The 19226-nt window shown below is 68.1% G+C and carries 14 protein-coding genes; 10 read left to right on the forward strand and 4 right to left on the reverse strand.

Annotated elements, in window-relative coordinates:
* The first annotated feature begins 6 nt into the window (after positions 1–6).
* Genes AC07XB_RS18165 through AC07XB_RS18175 form a run of 3 tightly spaced genes read left to right on the forward strand, consistent with a single transcriptional unit; the run spans position 7 to position 7964 of the window.
* Positions 7–3168: an MdtB/MuxB family multidrug efflux RND transporter permease subunit gene (locus tag AC07XB_RS18165; protein WP_492832926.1), complete on the forward strand. Its 3162-nt coding sequence runs from the start codon at positions 7–9 to the stop codon at positions 3166–3168.
* Positions 3168–6464, forward strand: a complete 3297-nt coding sequence (locus tag AC07XB_RS18170; RefSeq protein WP_492832924.1) for an efflux RND transporter permease subunit — start codon at positions 3168–3170, stop codon at positions 6462–6464. The genes AC07XB_RS18165 and AC07XB_RS18170 overlap by 1 nt, the downstream gene beginning before the upstream one ends.
* 9 nt (positions 6465–6473) lie before the next feature.
* The gene (locus tag AC07XB_RS18175) at positions 6474–7964 is read left to right on the forward strand and encodes an efflux transporter outer membrane subunit (RefSeq protein ID WP_492832922.1); all 1491 of its coding nucleotides are present in this window, start codon (positions 6474–6476) and stop codon (positions 7962–7964) included.
* A gap of 38 nt (positions 7965–8002) precedes the next feature.
* Here the strand turns inward: AC07XB_RS18175 and AC07XB_RS18180 are convergent, their stop codons facing one another.
* Together AC07XB_RS18180 and AC07XB_RS18185 are read right to left on the reverse strand one after the other, a co-directional pair.
* Positions 8003–9430: a sensor histidine kinase gene (locus tag AC07XB_RS18180; protein WP_492832920.1), complete on the reverse strand. Its 1428-nt coding sequence runs from the start codon at positions 9428–9430 to the stop codon at positions 8003–8005.
* On the reverse strand, positions 9423–10124 hold the full coding sequence (locus AC07XB_RS18185; RefSeq protein ID WP_253933184.1) for a response regulator: 702 nt from the start codon (positions 10122–10124) through the stop codon (positions 9423–9425). The genes AC07XB_RS18180 and AC07XB_RS18185 overlap by 8 nt, the downstream gene beginning before the upstream one ends.
* 373 nt (positions 10125–10497) lie before the next feature.
* Here AC07XB_RS18185 and AC07XB_RS18190 point away from each other — a divergent pair, with 373 nt between their 5' ends.
* Positions 10498–11475 (forward strand): tripartite tricarboxylate transporter substrate binding protein, encoded by a 978-nt coding sequence (locus tag AC07XB_RS18190; RefSeq protein ID WP_492832918.1) that lies wholly within the window; start codon positions 10498–10500, stop codon positions 11473–11475.
* Positions 11476–11498: 23 nt separating this feature from the next.
* Here AC07XB_RS18190 and AC07XB_RS18195 read toward each other — a convergent pair whose 3' ends face one another.
* Complete coding sequence (locus tag AC07XB_RS18195) at positions 11499–12404, reverse strand: LysR family transcriptional regulator (RefSeq protein ID WP_492376141.1); 906 nt, start codon at positions 12402–12404, stop codon at positions 11499–11501.
* A gap of 117 nt (positions 12405–12521) precedes the next feature.
* Here AC07XB_RS18195 and AC07XB_RS18200 point away from each other — a divergent pair, with 117 nt between their 5' ends.
* Positions 12522–12986: a PACE efflux transporter gene (locus AC07XB_RS18200; protein WP_492814244.1), complete on the forward strand. Its 465-nt coding sequence runs from the start codon at positions 12522–12524 to the stop codon at positions 12984–12986.
* 96 nt (positions 12987–13082) lie between these two features.
* Here the strand turns inward: AC07XB_RS18200 and AC07XB_RS18205 are convergent, their stop codons facing one another.
* A complete protein-coding gene (locus AC07XB_RS18205) occupies positions 13083–13292 on the reverse strand; it encodes a YMGG-like glycine zipper-containing protein (protein ID WP_150992709.1) in 210 nt (69 codons plus the stop codon).
* Between the two features lie 342 nt (positions 13293–13634).
* On the opposite strand from AC07XB_RS18205, the gene AC07XB_RS18210 reads away from it, so the two are divergent.
* The 5 genes from AC07XB_RS18210 (at position 13635) to dacB (ending at position 18947) form a co-directional block, all read left to right on the forward strand.
* Positions 13635–14915, forward strand: coding sequence for a flavin-dependent oxidoreductase (locus tag AC07XB_RS18210; protein WP_492832916.1), 1281 nt, complete (start codon positions 13635–13637; stop codon positions 14913–14915).
* A 71-nt stretch (positions 14916–14986) separates the two neighbouring features.
* Entirely contained in the window at positions 14987–16192 is a 1206-nt protein-coding gene (locus AC07XB_RS18215; RefSeq protein ID WP_492832914.1) for an ABC transporter substrate-binding protein, read from the forward strand.
* On the forward strand, positions 16189–16692 hold the full coding sequence (locus AC07XB_RS18220; protein ID WP_492376144.1) for a DUF3237 domain-containing protein: 504 nt from the start codon (positions 16189–16191) through the stop codon (positions 16690–16692). Before AC07XB_RS18215 ends, AC07XB_RS18220 begins: the two co-directional genes overlap by 4 nt.
* A 60-nt stretch (positions 16693–16752) precedes the next feature.
* Positions 16753–17340, forward strand: coding sequence for a MarR family winged helix-turn-helix transcriptional regulator (locus tag AC07XB_RS18225; protein ID WP_492376145.1), 588 nt, complete (start codon positions 16753–16755; stop codon positions 17338–17340).
* A gap of 71 nt (positions 17341–17411) precedes the next feature.
* The gene (gene dacB / locus AC07XB_RS18230) at positions 17412–18947 is read left to right on the forward strand and encodes a D-alanyl-D-alanine carboxypeptidase/D-alanyl-D-alanine endopeptidase (RefSeq protein WP_492814239.1); all 1536 of its coding nucleotides are present in this window, start codon (positions 17412–17414) and stop codon (positions 18945–18947) included.
* Positions 18948–19226: the final 279 nt, after the last annotated feature.

The raw sequence follows: 19226 nt of genomic DNA on the forward strand, positions 1-19226 counted from the left end.
CCCAGCATGAATCCCTCACGCTTGTTCATCGAGCGGCCGGTCGCCACCGCGCTGCTGATGGTCGCCATCCTGCTGTCGGGCCTGGTGGCCTTCAGGCTGCTGCCGCTGTCGGCGCTGCCGGAGGTCGATTACCCGACCATCCAGGTCACCACGCTGTATCCGGGCGCCAGCCCGGATGTGATGACCTCGTCCATCACGGCGCCGCTGGAGCGCCAGTTCGGCCAGATGCCGGGCCTCAAGCAGATGTCGTCGTCCTCCTCGGGTGGCGCCTCGGTGATCACGCTGCAGTTCGAGCTCACGCTGTCGCTGGACGTGGCCGAGCAAGAGGTGCAGGCCGCCATCAATGCCGGCGGCAACCTGCTGCCGGCGGACCTGCCGATGCCACCGGTGTACAGCAAGGTCAACCCGGCCGACGCGCCGATCATGACGCTGGCCATGACGTCCGACACCATGCCGCTGCCCAAGCTGCAGGACATGGTGGACACCCGCGTGGCGCAGAAGATCTCGCAGCTGCAGGGCGTGGGGCTGGTGAGCATCAGCGGCGGGCAGCGCCCGGCAGTGCGCATCCAGGCCAACCCGACCGCGCTGGCCGCGCTCGGCATGTCGATCGACGACCTGCGCACGGCGATCGGCAGCGCCAACGTCAACGGCGCCAAGGGCAGCTTCGACGGCCCCGCGCGCGCCTCCACCATCGACGCCAACGACCAGCTCAAGTCCGCCGACGAGTACCGCCAGATCATCGTCGGCTACCAGAACGGCGCGCCGATCCGCATCACCGATGTGGCCAACATCGTCGACGGGCCCGAGAACAGCCGCCTGGCGGCCTGGGCCAACGACAAGCCGGCCATCGTGCTGAGCATCCAGCGCCAGCCCGGCGCCAATGTGATCGAGGTGGTCGACCGCATCAAGGCCCTGTTGCCGCAATTGCAGAACGCGCTGCCGGCCTCGGTCAAGGTGCAGTTGCTGACCGACCGCACCACCACCATCCGCGCCTCGGTGCGCGACGTGGAGTTCGAACTGCTGCTGGCGGTCGCGCTGGTGGTGATGGTGATCTTCGTCTTCCTTCGCAACGTGCCGGCCACCATCATCCCGGGCGTGGCGGTGCCGCTGTCGCTGGTGGGCACCTTCGGCGTGATGTACCTGGCGGGCTTCTCGATCAACAACCTGACGCTGATGGCACTGACCATTGCCACCGGCTTCGTGGTGGACGATGCGATCGTGATGATCGAGAACATCATGCGCTACATCGAGAAGGGCGATTCGCCCATGGAGGCGGCGCTCAAGGGATCCAAGCAGATCGGCTTCACCATCATCTCGCTGACGTTCTCGCTGGTGGCCGTGCTGATCCCCCTGCTGTTCATGGGCGATGTGGTCGGGCGCCTGTTCCGCGAGTTCGCCATCACGCTGGCGGTGTCGATCCTGATCTCGGCGGTGGTCTCGCTGACGCTCACGCCGATGATGTGCGCGCGCCTGCTGCACCATGTGCCCGATGAGAAGCTCTCGCGCTTTCACCGCGCCAGCGGCCGCTTCTTCGACAACGTGATCGACCGCTACGGCCGCGCGCTGGAATGGGTGCTGGACCGCCAGAAACTCACCTTGCTGGTCGCCGTTGGCACCATGGTGCTGACCGTGCTGTTGTACATGCTGGTGCCCAAGGGCTTCTTCCCGGTGCAGGACACCGGCGTGATCCAGGGCATTACCGAAGCGTCCCAGACCACCTCGTTCCCCGCCATGGCAGCGAAGCAGCAGGCAGTGGCCAAGGTGGTGCTGGAAGACCCGGCGGTGGAAAGCCTGTCGTCCTTCATCGGCGTGGACGGCACCAACACCACGCTCAACGCCGGGCGCCTCTTGATCAACCTGAAGCCCAAGGACCAGCGCAGCGACTCCATCGAGGACGTGACGCGCCGCCTGCAGGCCGCGGTCGACAAGCTCGGCGGGGTTTCGCTCTACACCCAGCCGGTGCAGGACCTGACCATCGAGGACCGCGTGGCACGCACGCAGTACCAGTTCACCGTGCAGGACCCGGACCCCACCACGCTGGCCACCTGGGTGCCGAGACTGGTCGAGCGCCTGAAGCTGGAGCCGGAGCTGCGAGACGTGGCCAGCGACCAGCAGAACAACGGCCTGCGCGCCTACGTGGATATCGACCGCGACGCCGCGGCGCGCTTCGGCATCACCACCGCGGTGATCGACAGCGCGCTGTACAGCGCCTTCGGCCAGCGCCTGGTGTCGACCATCTTCACGCAGGCGAGCCAGTACCGCGTGGTACTGGAGGCCATGCCTCAATTCCGCACCGATCCGCAGTCGCTGGCGGAACTGCGCCTGCCCTCCTCCTCCGGCGGGCAGGTGCCGCTGGGCGCGTTCGCGCGCATCAGCGAGCGCACGGGGCCGCTGGTGATCAACCACCAGGGCCAGTTCCCTTCCGCCACCATTTCGTTCAACCTGGCACCGGGCGAATCGCTCGGCGCCGCGGTCGACAAGATCGCCAAGGTGGAGCAGGAAATCGGCCTGCCGATCTCGATGCAGACTGATTTCCAGGGCGCCGCGCTGGCCTTCCGCGCTTCGCTGTCCAACACGCTGTGGCTGATCCTGGCCGCGGTGATCACGATGTACATCGTGCTGGGCGTGCTCTATGAGAGCACCATCCATCCCGTGACCATCCTCTCGACCCTGCCCTCGGCCGGCGTAGGCGCGCTGCTGGCGCTGCTGGTCTCGGGCCAGGACCTGGGCATCATCGCGATCATCGGCATCATCCTGCTGATCGGTATCGTCAAGAAGAACGCCATCATGATGATCGACTTCGCGCTCGAGGCCGAGCGCGAGGGCGGCATGGCGCCGCGCGAGGCGATCTTCCAGGCTTGCCTGCTGCGCTTGCGCCCCATCCTGATGACCACCATGGCGGCCCTGCTGGCGGCGCTGCCGCTGATGCTGGGCACCGGCATCGGCTCGGAGCTGCGCCGCCCGCTGGGCATCACCATGGTGGGCGGCCTGCTGGTCAGCCAGGTGCTGACGCTGTTCACCACGCCGGTGATCTACCTGGCGTTCGACAGCGTGGCAACGCGCCTGAAAGCCTGGCGCCAGCGCCGGTTTGGCGACGACACGGGTGGTGGCGCAGGTGGTGGCGCAGGTGGCAGTGAAGCCGGGCACGCTCCGGAGCCGAGGCCGTAATGAACCTGTCGGCCACTTTCATCCATCGCCCGGTCGCCACCGCGCTGCTGACCATCGGCATCCTGCTGGCGGGGCTGGCGGCACTGCGGCTGCTGCCGGTGTCGCCGCTGCCGCAGGTGGATTTCCCCACCATCTCGGTGTCGGCCTCGCTGCCCGGCGCCAGCCCCGAGACCATGGCCGCTACCGTGGCCACGCCGCTGGAACGCGCCCTGGGCGCCATTGCCGGCGTCACCGAGATCACCTCCAGCAGTTCGCTGGGCTCGACCCGCATCACGATGCAGTTCGAGCTCTCGCGCGACATCGACGGCGCCGCGCGCGACGTGCAGGCCGCCATCAATGCCTCGCGCGCCACGCTGCCCACCAGCCTGCCGAGCAACCCGACGTACCGCAAGGTCAACCCGGCCGATGCGCCGATCATGATCATCGCGCTGACCTCGCCCACCATGACGCGCGGCCAGCTCTACGATGCGGCCTCGACCATCCTGGCGCAGAAGATGTCGCAGATCGAGGGCGTGGGCCAGGTCACCATCGGCGGCTCGTCGCTGCCGGCGGTGCGGGTGGAGCTCAACCCCACGGCGCTCAACAAGTACGGTGTCTCGCTGGAGGATGTGCGCAACACCATCAGCGCCACCAACGCCAACCGTCCGCTCGGCTCGCTCGAAAACACCACCACCAACTGGCAGGTCTACGCCAACGACCAGGCCATGAAGGCGGCGGACTACATGCCGCTGATCGTGCGTTACGCCACGCCGGGCACCTACTCGTCGGCCTCGGCCGGTGCGCTGATCGCCAGCACGGCCAACGCCACCGCGGGCGGCGGCGTGAGCACCAAGACCGTCAACGGGGTCACCACCACTACGCTGACCACCAGCAGCGGCACCACCACCATCAGCACCGGCGCCACCGGCGGCAACACCAGCAGCGGCGGCCCGAACTCCTTCGCAGTGCCGATCCGGCTGTCGGACGTGGCGCGGGTGACCGACTCGGTGCAGGACATCCGCAACGCCGGCTCCGCCAACGGCCAGCCCTCGGTGCTGCTGGTGCTCAACCGCTCGCCCGGCGCCAACATCATCGAGACGGTGGACCGCGTCACCGAGATGCTGCCGTCGCTGCAGCAGATGATCCCGTCCGCCATCAAGATGGAAGTGATGATGGACCGCACCCCCACCATCCGCGGCTCGCTGCGCGAGGTGGAGCACACCCTGATGATTTCGGTGGCGCTGGTGATCATGGTGGTGTTCCTGTTCCTGCGCAACGTGCGCGCCACGCTGATCCCCAGCGTGGCGGTGCCGGTGTCGCTGATCGGCACCTTCTCGGTGATGTACCTGGCCGGCTTCTCACTCAACAATCTGTCGCTGATGGCGCTCACGGTCGCCACCGGCTTCGTGGTGGATGACGCCATCGTGGTGCTGGAGAACATCTCGCGGCACATCGAGGAAGGCATGAAGCCGCTCGAAGCCGCGCTCAAGGGCTCGCGCGAAGTCGGCTTCACGGTGCTGTCGATGAGCTTGTCGCTGATCGCGGTGTTTATCCCGCTGCTGATGATGGGCGGCATCGTCGGGCGGCTGTTCCAGGAGTTCGCCATCACCTTGTCGGTGGCGATCCTGGTGTCGCTGGTGGTCTCGCTCACGGCCACGCCGATGATGTGCGCGCGCCTGCTCAAGCCGGTGCGCCCCGAGCGCCAGGGCCGCCTCTACCGCGCCAGCGAACGCGTGTTCGCCTGGATGCACGATGGGTACTCACGCACGCTGGCGGTGGCGCTGCGCCACAGCACGCTGGTGTGGCTGGTGCTGCTGGCCACCATCGGTCTCAATGTCTGGCTCTACATGATCGTGCCCAAGGGCTTCTTCCCACAGCAGGATACCGGGCGCCTGATCGGCTTTATCCGCGCCGACCAGGCCACCTCGTTCCAGGCCATGCGGCCCAAGCTCGATAACTTCATCAAGATCGTGCAGTCCGATCCGGCGGTGGTCAATGTGACGGGTTTCACCGGCGGCTCGCAACGCAATACCGGCCAGATGTTCGTTACGCTCAAGCCGATTGCCGAGCGCGAATCCGCCGATGCCATCGTGGCACGCCTGCGCGTCAAGCTCGCCAAGGAGCCCGGCGCAAGCCTGTTCCTGACCTCGGTGCAGGACATCCGCATTGGCGGGCGCCAAAGCAGCTCGGCCTACCAGTTCACGCTGCAGTCGGACGATCTCGACGTATTGCGCGAGTGGGAGCCCAAGGTGCGCGCGGCCATCTCCAACCTCAAGGGGCTGGAAGACGTCGACACCGACACCAACGACAAGGGCTTGCAGACCTCGGTGATCATCGACCGCGACACCGCGTCCAAGCTCGGCGTCTCCGCGCAGCAGATCGATGCGGTGCTCAACGATGCCTTCGGCCAGCGCCTGGTGTCCACCATCTACAATCCGCTCAACCAGTACCGGGTGGTCATGGAGCTCAGCCCCGAGTACCTGGAAGGCCCGCATGCGCTCCAGGATGTCTACGTGGTCACTGGCGGCGGCAAGCGTGTGCCGCTGTCGGCCTTCGCGCGGTTCACGCCCACCAGCACGCCGCTGGGCGTCAATCACCAGGGCCAGTTCGCGGCCTCCACCATCTCCTTCAACCTGGCCGAGGGCGTCTCGCTATCGCAGGCGACCGACATGGTCAAGGACGCGATGGCGCGCATTGGCGTGCCGGAGACGCTGCAGGCCAACTTCCAGGGCAGCGCCAAGGCCTTCCAGGATTCGCTCAAGAGCCAGCCGCTGCTGATCCTGGCCGCGCTGATCACCATCTATATCGTGCTCGGCATGCTGTACGAGAGCTACGTGCATCCGCTCACCATCCTGTCCACCCTGCCGTCGGCCGGCGTCGGCGCGCTGCTGGCGCTGCTGGCCTCGGGCACGGACTTCAGCATCATCGCGCTGATTGGCGTGATCCTGCTGATCGGCATCGTCAAGAAGAACGCCATCATGATGATCGACTTCGCCATCGACGCCGAGCGGCGCGAGGGCCTGTCGCCGCATGACGCCATCTACCGCGCCTGCCTGCTGCGTTTCCGCCCGATCCTGATGACCACCATGGCGGCCCTGCTCGGCGCGATACCCCTGGCGATCGGCCACGGCGACGGTGCCGAGCTGCGCGCGCCGCTGGGCATCTCCATCGTCGGCGGGCTGGTGGTCAGCCAGTTGCTGACGCTGTACACGACGCCCGTGGTGTACCTGACGCTGGACCGCTGGCGCCTGAAGGTGAAAGCCTGGCGCCAGCGCCGCTCCGCCGTGCCTGCGGCCACGGCCAGCCTCGAACCCTGAATGCGATCCATGAACGCTTTTCTTCGCCTCCCTGCCCTCTCCGTCCCCGCGACCGTGCTGACGATAGCCTGCGCCCTGCTGCTGGGCGGCTGCGCCGTGGGCCCCGACTACAAGCGGCCTGACGCGCCCAGCACCCCGGCCTTCAAGGAAGCACCCGCCGACACCTCGCAGTGGGGCACGTGGAAACCGGCCGAGCCACAGGATGCCAGCGCGCGCAGCAACTGGTGGGCGGTGTTCAGCGATCCGGCACTCGACACGCTGATGTCGCAGGTGCAGGTATCCAACCAGAACATCAAGGCGGCCGAGGCGCAGTACCGGCAAGCGCTGGCCGCGCTGCAATCGGCGCGCGCCGGCTACTTCCCCACGCTGGGCGCATCGGCCGGGCTGAGCCGCGCGAGCGGCAGCAGCGGCCTGATCGGCAACAGCCAGAACACCACGCTGTCGGCCAGTTGGGAAATCGATGTGTGGGGCCGCGTGCGCAGGCAGGTGGAAAGCAGCGAAGCCAGCGCGCAGGCCAGCCAGTCCGACCTGGCTTCGACCTTGCTGTCGACCCAGTCCACGCTGGCGCAGAGCTATTTCCTGCTGCGCATCGCCGACCAGCAGAAGGCCTTGCTTGACCGCACGGTAGTCGACTACGAGAAATCCCTGCAGCTGGTACGCAACCAGTACGCAGCCGGCACCGCCCAGCGCTCGGACGTGCTGCAATCCGAGACCCAGCTCAAGTCCGCGCAGGCGCAGCAGATCGATATCCAGATCACGCGCGCGCAGCTCGAGCACGCCATCGCCATCCTGACTGGCAAGCCGCCGGCCGACCTCTCCATCGCGCCGCAGGACTATGCCGCCGCCGTGCCGCGCGTGCCTATCGCGGTGCCGTCGGCGCTGCTGGAACGCCGGCCCGATATCGGCGCGGCCGAGCGCCGCATGGCCGCGGCCAACGCGCAGATCGGCGTTGCGCAGGCGGCGTATTACCCGACGCTGTCGCTGTCGGCCACCGGCGGGCTTTCCGCCGGCACGCTGGCGCGCTGGCTGTCGCTGCCGGACCGCGTGTGGTCGATCGGCCCGGCGCTGGCCGGCACGCTGTTCGACGGTGGCCTGCGCAGCGCGGCCAAGGCGCAGGCGGTGGCGGCCTATGATCAGACCGTGGCCAACTACCGCCAGACGGTGCTCGCCGCGTTCCAGGAGGTCGAGGACAACCTGGCCGGCGCGCGCCTGCTGGAGCAAGAAGGCGTGGTGCAGAACGACGCGCTGCGTTCGGCGCGTGATGCGCTGGCCCTGGTCAACAACCGTTACCGCGCTGGCACCGCCAGCCTGCTGGACGTACTGACCGCGCAGACCACCGCCTACACGGCGGAGCGCACCTACTTGACCATCGTGGGCCGCCAGTACACGACCAGCGCGGTGTTGATCAAGGCACTGGGCGGCGGTTGGCATATCGAGACGGATAGCGCGTCCAATACGGCGCCGGCTGGCACAGCGCCCGGCAGCTCGGCAACGCAATAGCGAATGGCGAATGGCGCGGTGGGAGCCTTCGCGCCGCCCTATGCCGGCGCGAAGCGCACCCGCACCAGCAGGCCCCTGCCCTGCGCGCCATCCAGCAGCGCCAGCGACGCGCCATGCGCCACGGCGATGTCGCGCACGATGGTCAGGCCAAGCCCCGAGCCAGTGGGCGCCGCCTCACCGGGCGCCTTCGAACCCGCCGCCTTGCCGCGGTAAAACGGCTCTAGCACCGCCGCGCGTTCCGCGGCGGGAATGCCGGGGCCGTCGTCCTCCACTTCCAGTACCACCGCCTCGCCCGCGCGCAAGACACGCGCCGTAACCATGCCGCCCGATGGCGTATAGCGCAGCGCGTTGTCGACCAGGTTGGTCACCAGCTCGTGCAGCAGATCGGTGCCGCGCACTGGCTGCGCGCCCTCGCCTTCGAAGCCCAGGTCGATGCGGCGCGCACGCGCGGCGGGCGTGAGCTCAAGGCAGACCTCTTTCACCAACGCCGCGAGGTCCAGCGCGCGCGGCGCCTCGGCCCCGCCGTGGGCGGCGCGCGCCATCGACAGCAGGCGCTCGGCCAGCGCGGCCATGCGCGCGGTGCTGTCGGCCAGGCCCTGCGCGATGCGCCGCTGCTCGTCGGGATCGCGCTCGCGCGCGGCCAGCTGGGCCTGCGTGTGCAGCACGGCTAGCGGCGTGCGCAACTGGTGCGCCGCGTCGGCGATAAAGCGGCGCTGCGCGGCGAGCACCTGTTCCAGCCGCGCCATGTAGCCGTTCATGGCCTCCACCAGCGGCGCGGTCTCGCGCGGGGCGCTGTCGAGCGGCAGCGGCGTGGTGGCGCCGGGCTGGCGTTGCGCCACGGCTTCGCGCAGCGCATCGAGCGGCGCCAGCGCGCGCCGCGTGAACAGCCAGATCACCAGCACCGCGGCCAGCACCAGCATCAGTTGGCCCCACAACACATCGAACAGGATGTTGCGCGTCAGCGCCTGGCGCGAGTCCAGCGTCTCGCCCACCTCGATCAAGGCCATGCCGCCGCGCGTGCCGCTGGCGTCCATCACCGGCTGGCGCAGCGCGGCGATGCGGATCGGCTGGCCACGGTAAGTACGGTCGTAGAAGCTCACCAGCGCGGGATACAGCTTGGTGCGCGGCTGGCTGGCATCGAATGGCGGCAGGTCGTCGTAGCCCGAGACGAACTCGCCATGCACGCCGCTGACGCGGTAGAACATGGTGGCGTTCATGCCCACCTCGAAGGTATCGAGCGAGATATACGGCACGTCCACGCGCACGCCTTCGGGGGTCAGCGTGATGCGCTCGGAAATGTTGCGCGCCGATGCCAGCAAGGTACGGTCATAGGCCTGGTTGGCGGATTCCAGCGCGTTGGAGTAAGCCACCACGCCGTATGCGGCCTGCAGCGCCAGCATGGGCGGGATCAGCCACCACAGCAGGCGTGCGCGCAGGCTGGCGGCGCGCTTGCGCGGCTCAGCCAACGCTGGGCTCCAGCACGTAGCCCAGCCCGCGCAAGGTCACGATAGCGGCGCCCGAGCCTTCGAGCTTGCGGCGCAGGCGATGCACGTAGACCTCGATCACGTCCGGCTGGGTGTCGTCGGCCAGGGTGAAGATACTAGCGTAGATGCGGTCCTTGCTGACGGTCTTGCCGGGCGGCGTCATCAGGATCTCCAGCACCGCATGCTCGCGCGGCGTCAGCGCCAGCGGCACGCCGCCCACCTGGAAATGGCGCGACACCGTATCGAACCCCAGGCCGCCGCACACCACCAGCGGCGCCTCGGTCTGGCGCGCGCGGCGCAGCAGCGCCTTCACCCGCGCCTCGAACTCGGCCAGGTCGAAGGGCTTGGCCATATAGTCGTCGGCGCCCAGGTCCAGGCCCTTGACCCGGTCGCCCACTTCGCCGCGCGCGGTCAGGATCATCACCGGCACGCGGCAGCCGCGAGCGCGCAGGCGCGCGAGCAGGTCCAGGCCGTCGCGGTCGGGCAGGGTCAGGTCCAGCAGCACCAGCGCGTAGTCACTGCCGGCCCCGCCCGCGCTGCCGGCGTGCGTGCTGAACAGCAAGGATTGCGCACTGGCCGCGTCGGCCGCGCGCTCCACGGTGAAATGCAGCGCACGCAACGCCTGCATCACCCAGGTGGCCAGTTCATCGTGGTCCTCGACCAGCAGTACTCTCATGGGAAGGTGTTCTCCTGCTTGTTTCCAGCTGGCGTCACGCTATGTCATGCGCATGGTTTGCTCCCCTCTCCCGCATGGCGGGAGAGGGGACGGGGGAGAGGGCGGGCGCTCGATACACCGTCGTGCTGTACCAAACCAAAGGGCTCCGCTTCAAGTGGCTCCTAGCTGAGCCACCCCTCTCCCCGGCCCTCTCCCCCTGAGGGGAGAGGGAGAGACAGCCGTCGTCGTAGCGCGCGGCTTTGGCCTGTTCGGCGGCTTCGGTCAATGCCTCAGGTTTGCTACGTTATGCCGGATTTTCGCATTGCCAGCCAGCAGATTTTTCGGGATTTCCCGGTAAGCTGTCTGCCGTCCACTCACCCCCCGAGGAGAATCGATGCGCCACGTCCTGGCCGCCCTGCGCTTTGCCTGCGCGGCGCTCGCCCTTGCCGCCGCCTGCGCGCGGCCGGCGGCCGCCGCGCCGGAGTGCATCGTGCCTGCCAAGCCCGGCGGCGGTTTCGACCTGACCTGCAAGCTGGCGCAGCGTGCGCTGCTCGAAGCCGGGTTCACCGAGCAGCCGATGCGGCTGGCCTACATGCCGGGCGGCATCGGCGCGGTGGCCTACAACAGCATCGTGGCGCAACGCCCCGCCGAGCCCGACACCATCGTCGCCTTTTCAGACGGCTCCCTCCTGGCGCTGGCCCAAGGCAAGTTCGGCAAGTACGGCGCGGCGGACGTGCGCTGGGTCGGCGCGCTCGGCACCGATTACGGCGTGATCGCGGTACGCGCCGATTCGCCCTTCAAGACCCTGAAGGACCTGGTGGCCGCGCTCAGGTCGGATCCGGACCAGGTACTGTTCGGGGCCGGCGGCACCATCGGCAACCAGGACTGGATGAAGGCCGCGCTGGTGGCGCGGCAGGCCGGCGTGGGCTACAAGCGCATGCGCTTCGTGGGTTTCGAGGGTGGCGGCGAGGCCTTCACGGCACTGCAGGGCGGGCATGTCCAGGCGGTGTCCGGCGACGCATCGGAGGCCGCCATGCAGCTCGGCGCGGGCGGCATCCGCATCCTGGCCGTGCTGGCGGCGCAGCGCCTGCCCGGCAGGCTGGCCAGCGTGCCCACCGCACGCGAGCAGGGCTTCGACATCGTCTGGCCCATCCTGCGCGGCTTCTACATGGGCCCCAAGGTTGCACGGGCCGACTACCAGCGCTGGGCCAGCCGCTTCGAACGCCTGCAGGCCAGCCCGGCATTCGCCCGGCTGCGCGCGGAGCAGGGCCTGTTCCCGGCTGACCTGGGCAGCGCTGACCTGGATACTTATGTGCGGCGAACGGTGCAGCGCTATAGCACGCTGGCGAAGGAATTCGGGCTTACCCGATAGCGCCGAGAAGCTGCCGGCATCGGCTACGGGCGGGCAGGCACCTCCGGACGCGGCAGCGGCTGCTTGCTCACCCGCTCCTTGAGCCAGGTCGCGGCCTTGCCGAGCGGCCGCTGCTTGTGCCACACCAGCTCCATCGCCACCGGCCAGTCCTGGTCGTCGAACTCCAGCGCGGGCGACACCAGTTGCGTGCCCGCCGGCGAGTTGGCCGCCACGTGCCAGGGCACGAAGGCCCAGCCCAGCCGGCGCTTGACCAGTTCTACGATGACCCACTGGCTCTCCACCCACCAGACTTCGGCGGCCACGCGCAGCCGCATTTTTTCCTCGCTGTCGGTACGGGTGGCCACCATCAGCTGCCGGTAGCGCTTCAGTTCCTCCCAGCCCACGCGCTGGTCCGCAAGCGGATGGTCTGGCGCGCAGATGATCCGCATCGGCACCCAGCCCAGCGCGCGGAAACCCAGCTCCGGCGGAAGCACCTCCTGGCGCCACATGATTCCCAGGTCGGCGCAACGCTCCAGCACCAGCCGGCTGACGTCTTCCATCAAGGGAAACAGCAGCTCCAGTTCCACCGCCGGGAAGCGCTCGGAGAACTCTTCCAGCATCACGCCCAGGGTTTCCTCCGGATAGAGTTCGTCCACCGCCAGCACCAGGCGGCTCTCCACGCCCTCGCCCAGGCTCTTGGCCACGCCACGGAAATGCTCGCAACGCTCCAGGATCACGCGCGCCTCGGCCAGCAGGCGTTCGCCCGCGGCGGTCAGGGTGGGATAGCGCCCGCCGCGGTCGAACAGCTGGTTGCCCAGGTCGATCTCGAGATTGGACACGGCCGCGCTGACAACCGACTGGGCCTTGCCCAGCCGGCGCGCGGCTGCGGAGAAAGAGCCACATTCGGCGGCCGCGGCAAAGGCCTGCAATTGTTCGAGCGAGAGGCTCATGTCGATTCCTTGGGACGGGTCGCTGCCCATCCATCGTTTTAAGCGATAGAACCCAACTTTACCATCCCCGAATACTCGATAGAATGCCCTCTATTCACACGCCAGACAGGAAGTATCATGCGCAGCACCAAGGACAGAATTCGTCACACCATCGGCTTTGAAGTGATCGGCTTGCTGATTGTCGCGCCCGTGGGCAGCTGGGTCTTTGGCTTCGCCCTTCACCAGATCGGCATCCTCGCCGTGGTGGCGTCGTTGATCGCCGCCGGCTGGAACTACCTCTACAACGTGCTGTTCGACAAGGCCATGCTGCGGTTCACCGGGCAGTTGCGCAAGCCGGTGGCCGTGCGGGTGCTCCACGCCATCTTGTTCGAACTGGGCCTGCTGGTGGTGTTCCTGCCGATGGTGGCGTGGTATCTCGACATGAGTTTGTTCGATGCATTCATCATGGACATCGCCCTGGCGGCCTTCTATGTGGTCTATGCGTTCGTCTACAACTGGGCCTACGATACCGTGTTCCCGGTAGCCAACGCCGCGGGGAAAAGCGGGAATGCCACAAAGGCGGTCGCGAAGTCAGCCTGCTGAGCCAGCGATCAGGCAGCAAAAAGCGGATGCCGATGGCATCCGCTTTTTGCTTTTTGGCCAGCCACTTCGCATGGCTGCGCGTGGCCGCATTATTCCTTACCGGCGTTCTGGCGTCGCCACGTTGCCAACCACACCGCCCAGCGCCGCGCCACCGATGGTGGCCGCCGGGCCGCCGATCAGTGCAGCGCCGGCCACACCGCCGACACCCGCGCCGATGGCGGTATTGCGCTGCTTGGGCGTCATGTCGGCGCAGCCCGCCACGCTCAGGAGGGTGGCAAGCAGGATAGACAGGGTTACGGTACGCATGATGAAGCTCCTTGTGGAATTTGTTTTGCGCCTGGCATGCCCCCAGGCATCGTTATCGCGTTTGCCGCAAGGTCCATGCTTCGCGGCAGGTACTTTCACTATGGGGCCCGGGGCCGCTCTGCGGAACCGGGGCTTGGCCGAACATCGTGTCAGCGGATTCCCACAAATCCCGTGCTCAGGACGTGCATGCGGCGCTTGCTTGCGGGTTTCCCCGCACGCCACCGATCTTGAAGCCTTCGCGCATTTAGTTATACTCTATAACAATATTGCCAGTGGCCGCCGGCTCCGCATGGAGCACCCGCGCGGCCCGGGAATTCCATAACAAGCTGTGGAGACAACACCATGAAGATCGCGATCGCCGGTGGCGGCATCGGCGGCCTGACACTGGCACTGCTTTGCCACCGGCACGGCATCGAGGCCGAGGTCTGGGAAGCCAGCGAAACGCTGCGCCCGCTCGGCGTGGGCATCAACCTGCTGCCGCACGCGGTGCGCGAGCTGTCCGAGCTGGGGCTGCACGATGCACTGGCCGAGCTGGCGGTGCAGACCTCGTCCCTGTCCTACTACAACAAGCTTGGCCAGCGCATCTGGCACGAGCCGCGCGGGCGCGCGGCGGGCTACGGCCAGCCGCAGTTCTCCATCCATCGCGGCGAATTCCAGATGCTGCTCTACCGCACCGTGGTGGAGCGCCTGGGCGCCGAGCGCGTGCATGCCGGCCATACGTTTGAAGCGGTCACGAGCACCGGCGCGCGCGCGGGCGATCCCGTGGAGTTCACGCTGCGCCGGCGCAGCGACAACGCGCAAGTCACGGCGCGGGCCGATGTGCTGGTGGGCGCCGACGGCATCCACTCCGCCGTGCGCCGCCACTTCTATCCGCAGGGCGACGCGCCGCGCTTCTCGCGCCGCACGCTGTGGCGCGCCGTCACCGAGGCGCCGCCGTACCTGGATGGCAGCTCGATGTTCATGGCGGGCCACCAGGACCAGAAGTTCGTGGCCTACCCGATCTCCGAGCCGCTGCGCCGCCAGGGGCGCTCGCTGGTCAACTGGATCGCCGAGCTGCGCGTGCCCGACAGCGCGCCGGATACCCCGCCGCGCAGCGACTGGAACAAGCAGGTCGACAAGTCCGTGTTCCGCGAAGCCTTTGCGAACTGGCGCTGGGACTGGATCGACATCCCCGCGCTGATCGACGGCGCACAGGCCATCTACGAATTCCCCATGGTCGACAAGGACACGCTGCCGCGCTGGACCTTCGACCGCGTGACGCTGCTAGGCGACGCCGCCCACCCGATGTACCCGATCGGCTCCAACGGCAGCGCGCAGGCCATCCTCGATGCGCGCTACCTGATGGACAGCCTCCTGGCCAACGGCGCGCCGCGCGACGCCTGCGACACCGGCCATGCGTTGCGCGAGTACGAAGCGGAACGGCTGCCGCGCACCGCGGCCATCGTGCTGCGCAACCGCATGAACGGGCCCGAGCAGGTCATGCAGCTGGCCGAGCAGCGCGCGCCGCAAGGCTTCAGCGATATCGAAACCGTGATCCCGCGCACCGAGCTCGAAGCGATTGCGCTGCGCTACAAGCAGCTCGCCGGCTTCGACCGGCAATCGCTGCAGGTGCCGCCGCGCTAAGCGCGGCCGCGCCTGTGACTGCGCCAGTCCGTCATATCATGCCCCCCGACCGGCCCTGAGAAGCCGGCGTCATGCGAAGAAAAGGAGATATCGTGCCGCGCCCCAGCCTTAGTTGCCTTACCCGCCTTGCCACGCCCGCCAGCCGCCTTGCGCTCGCCATCACCGCCAGCCTTGCCGCCGCGCTCGGCGCCGCGCCCGCGCTTGCCGAGGTGACGGTCGGCGTCAGCATCGCGTCGACCGGCCCCTCGGCCTCGCTCGGCATCCCGCAGAAGAACAGCATGCCCTTGCTGCCGGAGACCATCGCCGGCGAGAAAATCCGCTACATCGTGCTGGACGACGGCTCCGATCCCACCCAGGCCACCAAGGTGGCGCGCCGCTTCGTCAGCGAAGACAAGGTCGACATCATCCTCGGCTCGTCGGCGGTGGCGCCGTCGATCGCGATTGCCGAAGTCGCCGACGAGAGCCAGACCGTGCAGCTGGCCTTCTCGCCGATCGAGCTCAAGCCCGGCCGCGGCGAATGGACGTATCGCCTGGCCCAGCCGGTCAAGCTGATGGCCGAGGCCGTGGCGGATGCCGCGCACGCCAGAGGCATCAAGACCATCGCCTTCATCGGCTTTGCCGACGCCTACGGCGAGACCTGGCTCAAGGAGTTCACCACCGCCGCCACCGCGCGCGGCATGCGCCTGGTGGCCACCGAACGCTATGCGCGCTCGGACACCAGCGTGACCGCGCAAACGCTCAAGCTGATCGCCGCCCGCCCCGACGCGGTGCTGATCGCCGGCGCCGGCACCGGCGCGGCCCTGCCGCACACCACGCTGCGCGAGCGCGGGTACGCGGGCCCGGTCTACCACACGCACGGGGCGGCCACCAAGGACCTGATCCGCATCGGCGGCAAAGCCGTCAACGGCTCCATCCTGCCCGCCGGGCCGGTGATCGTGGCCGAGCAGCTGCCGGACAGCGCCGCCACCAAGAAGCCGGGGCTGGACTACGTGGGCCGCTACGAGAAGCAGTACGGGCCCGACACCCGCACCCAGTTCGGCGCCCACCCCTATGATGCGGGCCTGGTGCTGCAGCGCATCGTGCCGGTGGCGCTCAAGCAGGCCAAGCCAGGCACGCCGGAGTTCCGCCGCGCGCTCAAGGCCGCGCTGGAGAGCGAGCGCAATATCGTGGTGTCGCATGGCGTGCTGAACTACACCGCGCAGGATCATTTCGGCTTTGACACCCGCGGCCGCGTGATGCTGACCATCGACAATGGCAACTGGAAGCTGCTGAAATGACCTCCGCGCCCTTTGCCATCGCCGCCCTGCCCACGCCCACGCTGGAGCATGTGGCGGACTTCAGCTTCCGGCTGGCGCCGGTCACCGAGGTGGGCGCGAGCGCGCTGGGCAACCGGCGGGTCATCCCCATTCTCGATGGCGTCGTTTCCGGGCCGCGCCTGCAAGGGCGCATCCTGCCCGGCGGCGCGGATTTCCAGCTGGTGCGCCACGACGCCGGCAACGGCATCGTCGTGGCCGACATCGAGGCCCGCTATGTGCTGGAGACCGACGACGGCGCGCGCATCTACATCGTCAACGCCGGCGTGCGCAGCGGCCCCGCCGCGCTGATCGCACGCCTGGCCGGCGGCGAGATCGTCGACCCGCGCCTGATCTATTTCCGCACCGCGCCCCGCTTCGAGACGGCGGCGCCCGGCTACGACTGGCTCATGCAGCACCTGTTTGTCGCCACCGGCGCCCGCTATCCGGACCGGGTGGAAATGCGGTATTTTCGCGTCGTATAGGCGGCCCGGTTTCTCAGGCAGCCATCGCCACCCACATCCATCGACCGACGCCAAGGCCTCATGACCACAGCAAAGGCGCGAGCGCGCCGCAGCCGCGATGCCCTCGCCCCCGATCCCGCCGGCGCCAGCCGGGCAGCCGATGCGCCCGGTGGATTCGACCCGCATATCGCCAACGTCGACTACGGCGTGCTGGACGGCCTGGTCGGCTACGCCATCCGCCGCGCGCAGATCCGTATCTACGAAGACTTCGTGCAATCGCTGGCGCAGTGGCACATCACGCCGCCGCGTTTCTCCGCGCTCGTGATCGTCTCGCGCAATCCGCTGCTCAAGCTGACCGAGCTGGCCAGCATCCTGGGCATCGCGCGCTCGGGCGCGGTGCTGCTGGTCGACGCGCTGGAAGACATGAAGCTGGTGGCGCGCCGCCCGGCGCCGCACGATCGCCGCGCCTACAGCCTGGTGCTGACCCCGACGGGACGGCGCACGCTGGAAGCCGCCACCGCCGCGGTGTGCGCGCACGATGCGCGCGTGGCGGGGGCATTGTCGGCGCAGGAACAAGATACGCTGCGCACGCTGCTCGGAAAGCTCGCGCCGCCGCAGGCGATCGGTGCGGCCCGTTTGGAAGATCCCGCAAACGCCGCAGAAGACTAGACGGAGTTCCTGCGGAAAAACCTGCGGAAATCGCATGGCGGCGTCATCCGCGCCCAGGCCCATGCGTTAACATGGGCACCATGCCGAATCGCCCTTCCCCCATTCTTCACCGCCTGCTGCCGCTTTGCGCCGCCGGGCTGTTGTGCCTCAGCGGCGTGAGCACCGCCGCCGCCAAGACCCCCGTTCACAAGACCAAGGCCGCCCACGCCGCGGCCGAGTCCGCCGAGCCGCGCTCAGGCCTGCCGGGCAGCGTAACGGCCGCGCTCAAGCGCGCGCATGTGCCCGCCTCGGCCACCAGCTTCTACGTGATCAAGGTCGGCGCGCCAGCGCCCCGCGCAAGCTGGAACGCGCAAACGCCGATGAACCCGGCTTCCACCATGAAGCTGGTCACCACCTTCGCCGGGCTCCAGCTGCTTGGCCCCGGTTACCGCTGGCAGACCGCGCTGTACGCCGACAACCAGCCAGGCGCCGACGGCACCGTCAACGGCAACGTCTACCTGCGCGGCTATGGCGACCCCAAGCTGGTGCCGGAAGAAATGGCCAAGCTGGTCAACAGCGCCCGCATCGCGGGCGCCACCACCATCAATGGCGACCTGGTGCTGGACCGCAGCTACTTCGATTCCGCGCTCGACAAAGGCACCACCATCGATGGCGAAACCCAGCGCGCCTACAACGTCAGCCCCGACGCGCTGCTCTACGCCTTCAAGACGCTGTCGTTTACCATCACGCCCGACCCGGCCAACCAGTCGGTCGCGGTATCGGTCACGCCCGCGCTGGCGCAGCTCAAGCTCGACAACCGCCTGGCGCTGTCCCACGGTAAATGCGGCGACTGGTCGGCACGCGCGCGCCCCGCCGTCACGCCACAGCCCGACGGCACCGTGCTGGCCTCCTTCGACGGCAGCTACGCCGCCGACTGCGGCGAACACGTGGTCAACATCGCCACGCTCTCGCACAACGAGTTCACCTGGGGCGGCTTTGTCGCCGAATGGCAACTGGCCGGCGGCCGCTTCACCCACCAGCCAGCCCTGCGCATGGGCCGCGCCCCGCGCAACGCCTTCCTGCTGGCACGCCACTACGGCCAGCCCCTGTCGGAAATCGTGCGCGACATCAACAAGTTCTCGAACAATGTGATGGCCCGCCAGCTTTACCTGACCATCGGCGCGGAGATGGATCGCAGCGGCCCGGCCAGCACCACCCGCTCGGCCAAGGTGGTGCAGCGCTGGCTGGCGCGCCAGGGGCTGGACATGCCCGGCCTGGTACTGGACAACGGCTCCGGACTATCGCGTGAAGAACGCATCAGCGCCTACGATATGTCGCGGCTGCTGCAGCAAGCGCTGGCCAGTGAAGTCGGCCCGGTGCTGATCGATTCGCTGCCGATCCTTGGCGTGGACGGCACGCTGCGCAACCGCCTGACGCGCGCCGGCGCGGCCGGCAATGCCTACATGAAAACGGGAACGTTGAACGACGTCCGGGCGCTGGCCGGCTATGTCGATGCGCTGAACGGCGACCGCTATGTGGTGGTCAGCTACATCAACCACGCCAACGCAGCACAAGCCCGCGAAGCCCACGACGCCCTGCTGCAATGGGTGTATCAGGGCGCACCCTGAGTGGCGTGATACTGGCAGCCGGCACGGGAGAAGGTGAGATCGCGCCCTTGCCAGCGCCCGCCCTCTCCCCCGGCCCCTCTCCCACAAGTGGGAGAGGGGAGCCAACCAGCAGCAAGATCAACCCATTGTGGTAGCCGTGTTTCCCGCCCGAAGGGGCGGGAAACACCCACGGCGATGCGAAGCGAGCCGTGGAGGTGTTCAGAGGCCGTATGGGGCGCCTCGGGCTTCGGCGAAAAGAGCGGAAAAGAGGGACCCATGTCTGAGTATCGCCTTAAGGCG

The sequence above is a fragment of the Cupriavidus sp. GW821-FHT02F09 genome (assembly GCF_059421605.1).

Coding starts and splice junctions, on each gene's coding strand:
- AC07XB_RS18165 (WP_492832926.1), top strand. CDS start 7: ATGAATCCCTCACGCTTGTTCATCGAGCGGCCGGTCGCCACCGCGCTG.
- AC07XB_RS18170 (WP_492832924.1), top strand. CDS start 3,168: ATGAACCTGTCGGCCACTTTCATCCATCGCCCGGTCGCCACCGCGCTG.
- AC07XB_RS18175 (WP_492832922.1), top strand. CDS start 6,474: ATGAACGCTTTTCTTCGCCTCCCTGCCCTCTCCGTCCCCGCGACCGTG.
- AC07XB_RS18185 (WP_253933184.1), bottom strand. CDS start 10,124: ATGAGAGTACTGCTGGTCGAGGACCACGATGAACTGGCCACCTGGGTG.
- AC07XB_RS18190 (WP_492832918.1), top strand. CDS start 10,498: ATGCGCCACGTCCTGGCCGCCCTGCGCTTTGCCTGCGCGGCGCTCGCC.
- AC07XB_RS18195 (WP_492376141.1), bottom strand. CDS start 12,404: ATGAGCCTCTCGCTCGAACAATTGCAGGCCTTTGCCGCGGCCGCCGAA.
- AC07XB_RS18200 (WP_492814244.1), top strand. CDS start 12,522: ATGCGCAGCACCAAGGACAGAATTCGTCACACCATCGGCTTTGAAGTG.
- AC07XB_RS18205 (WP_150992709.1), bottom strand. CDS start 13,292: ATGCGTACCGTAACCCTGTCTATCCTGCTTGCCACCCTCCTGAGCGTG.
- AC07XB_RS18210 (WP_492832916.1), top strand. CDS start 13,635: ATGAAGATCGCGATCGCCGGTGGCGGCATCGGCGGCCTGACACTGGCA.
- AC07XB_RS18215 (WP_492832914.1), top strand. CDS start 14,987: ATGCGAAGAAAAGGAGATATCGTGCCGCGCCCCAGCCTTAGTTGCCTT.
- AC07XB_RS18220 (WP_492376144.1), top strand. CDS start 16,189: ATGACCTCCGCGCCCTTTGCCATCGCCGCCCTGCCCACGCCCACGCTG.
- AC07XB_RS18225 (WP_492376145.1), top strand. CDS start 16,753: ATGACCACAGCAAAGGCGCGAGCGCGCCGCAGCCGCGATGCCCTCGCC.
- dacB (WP_492814239.1), top strand. CDS start 17,412: ATGGGCACCATGCCGAATCGCCCTTCCCCCATTCTTCACCGCCTGCTG.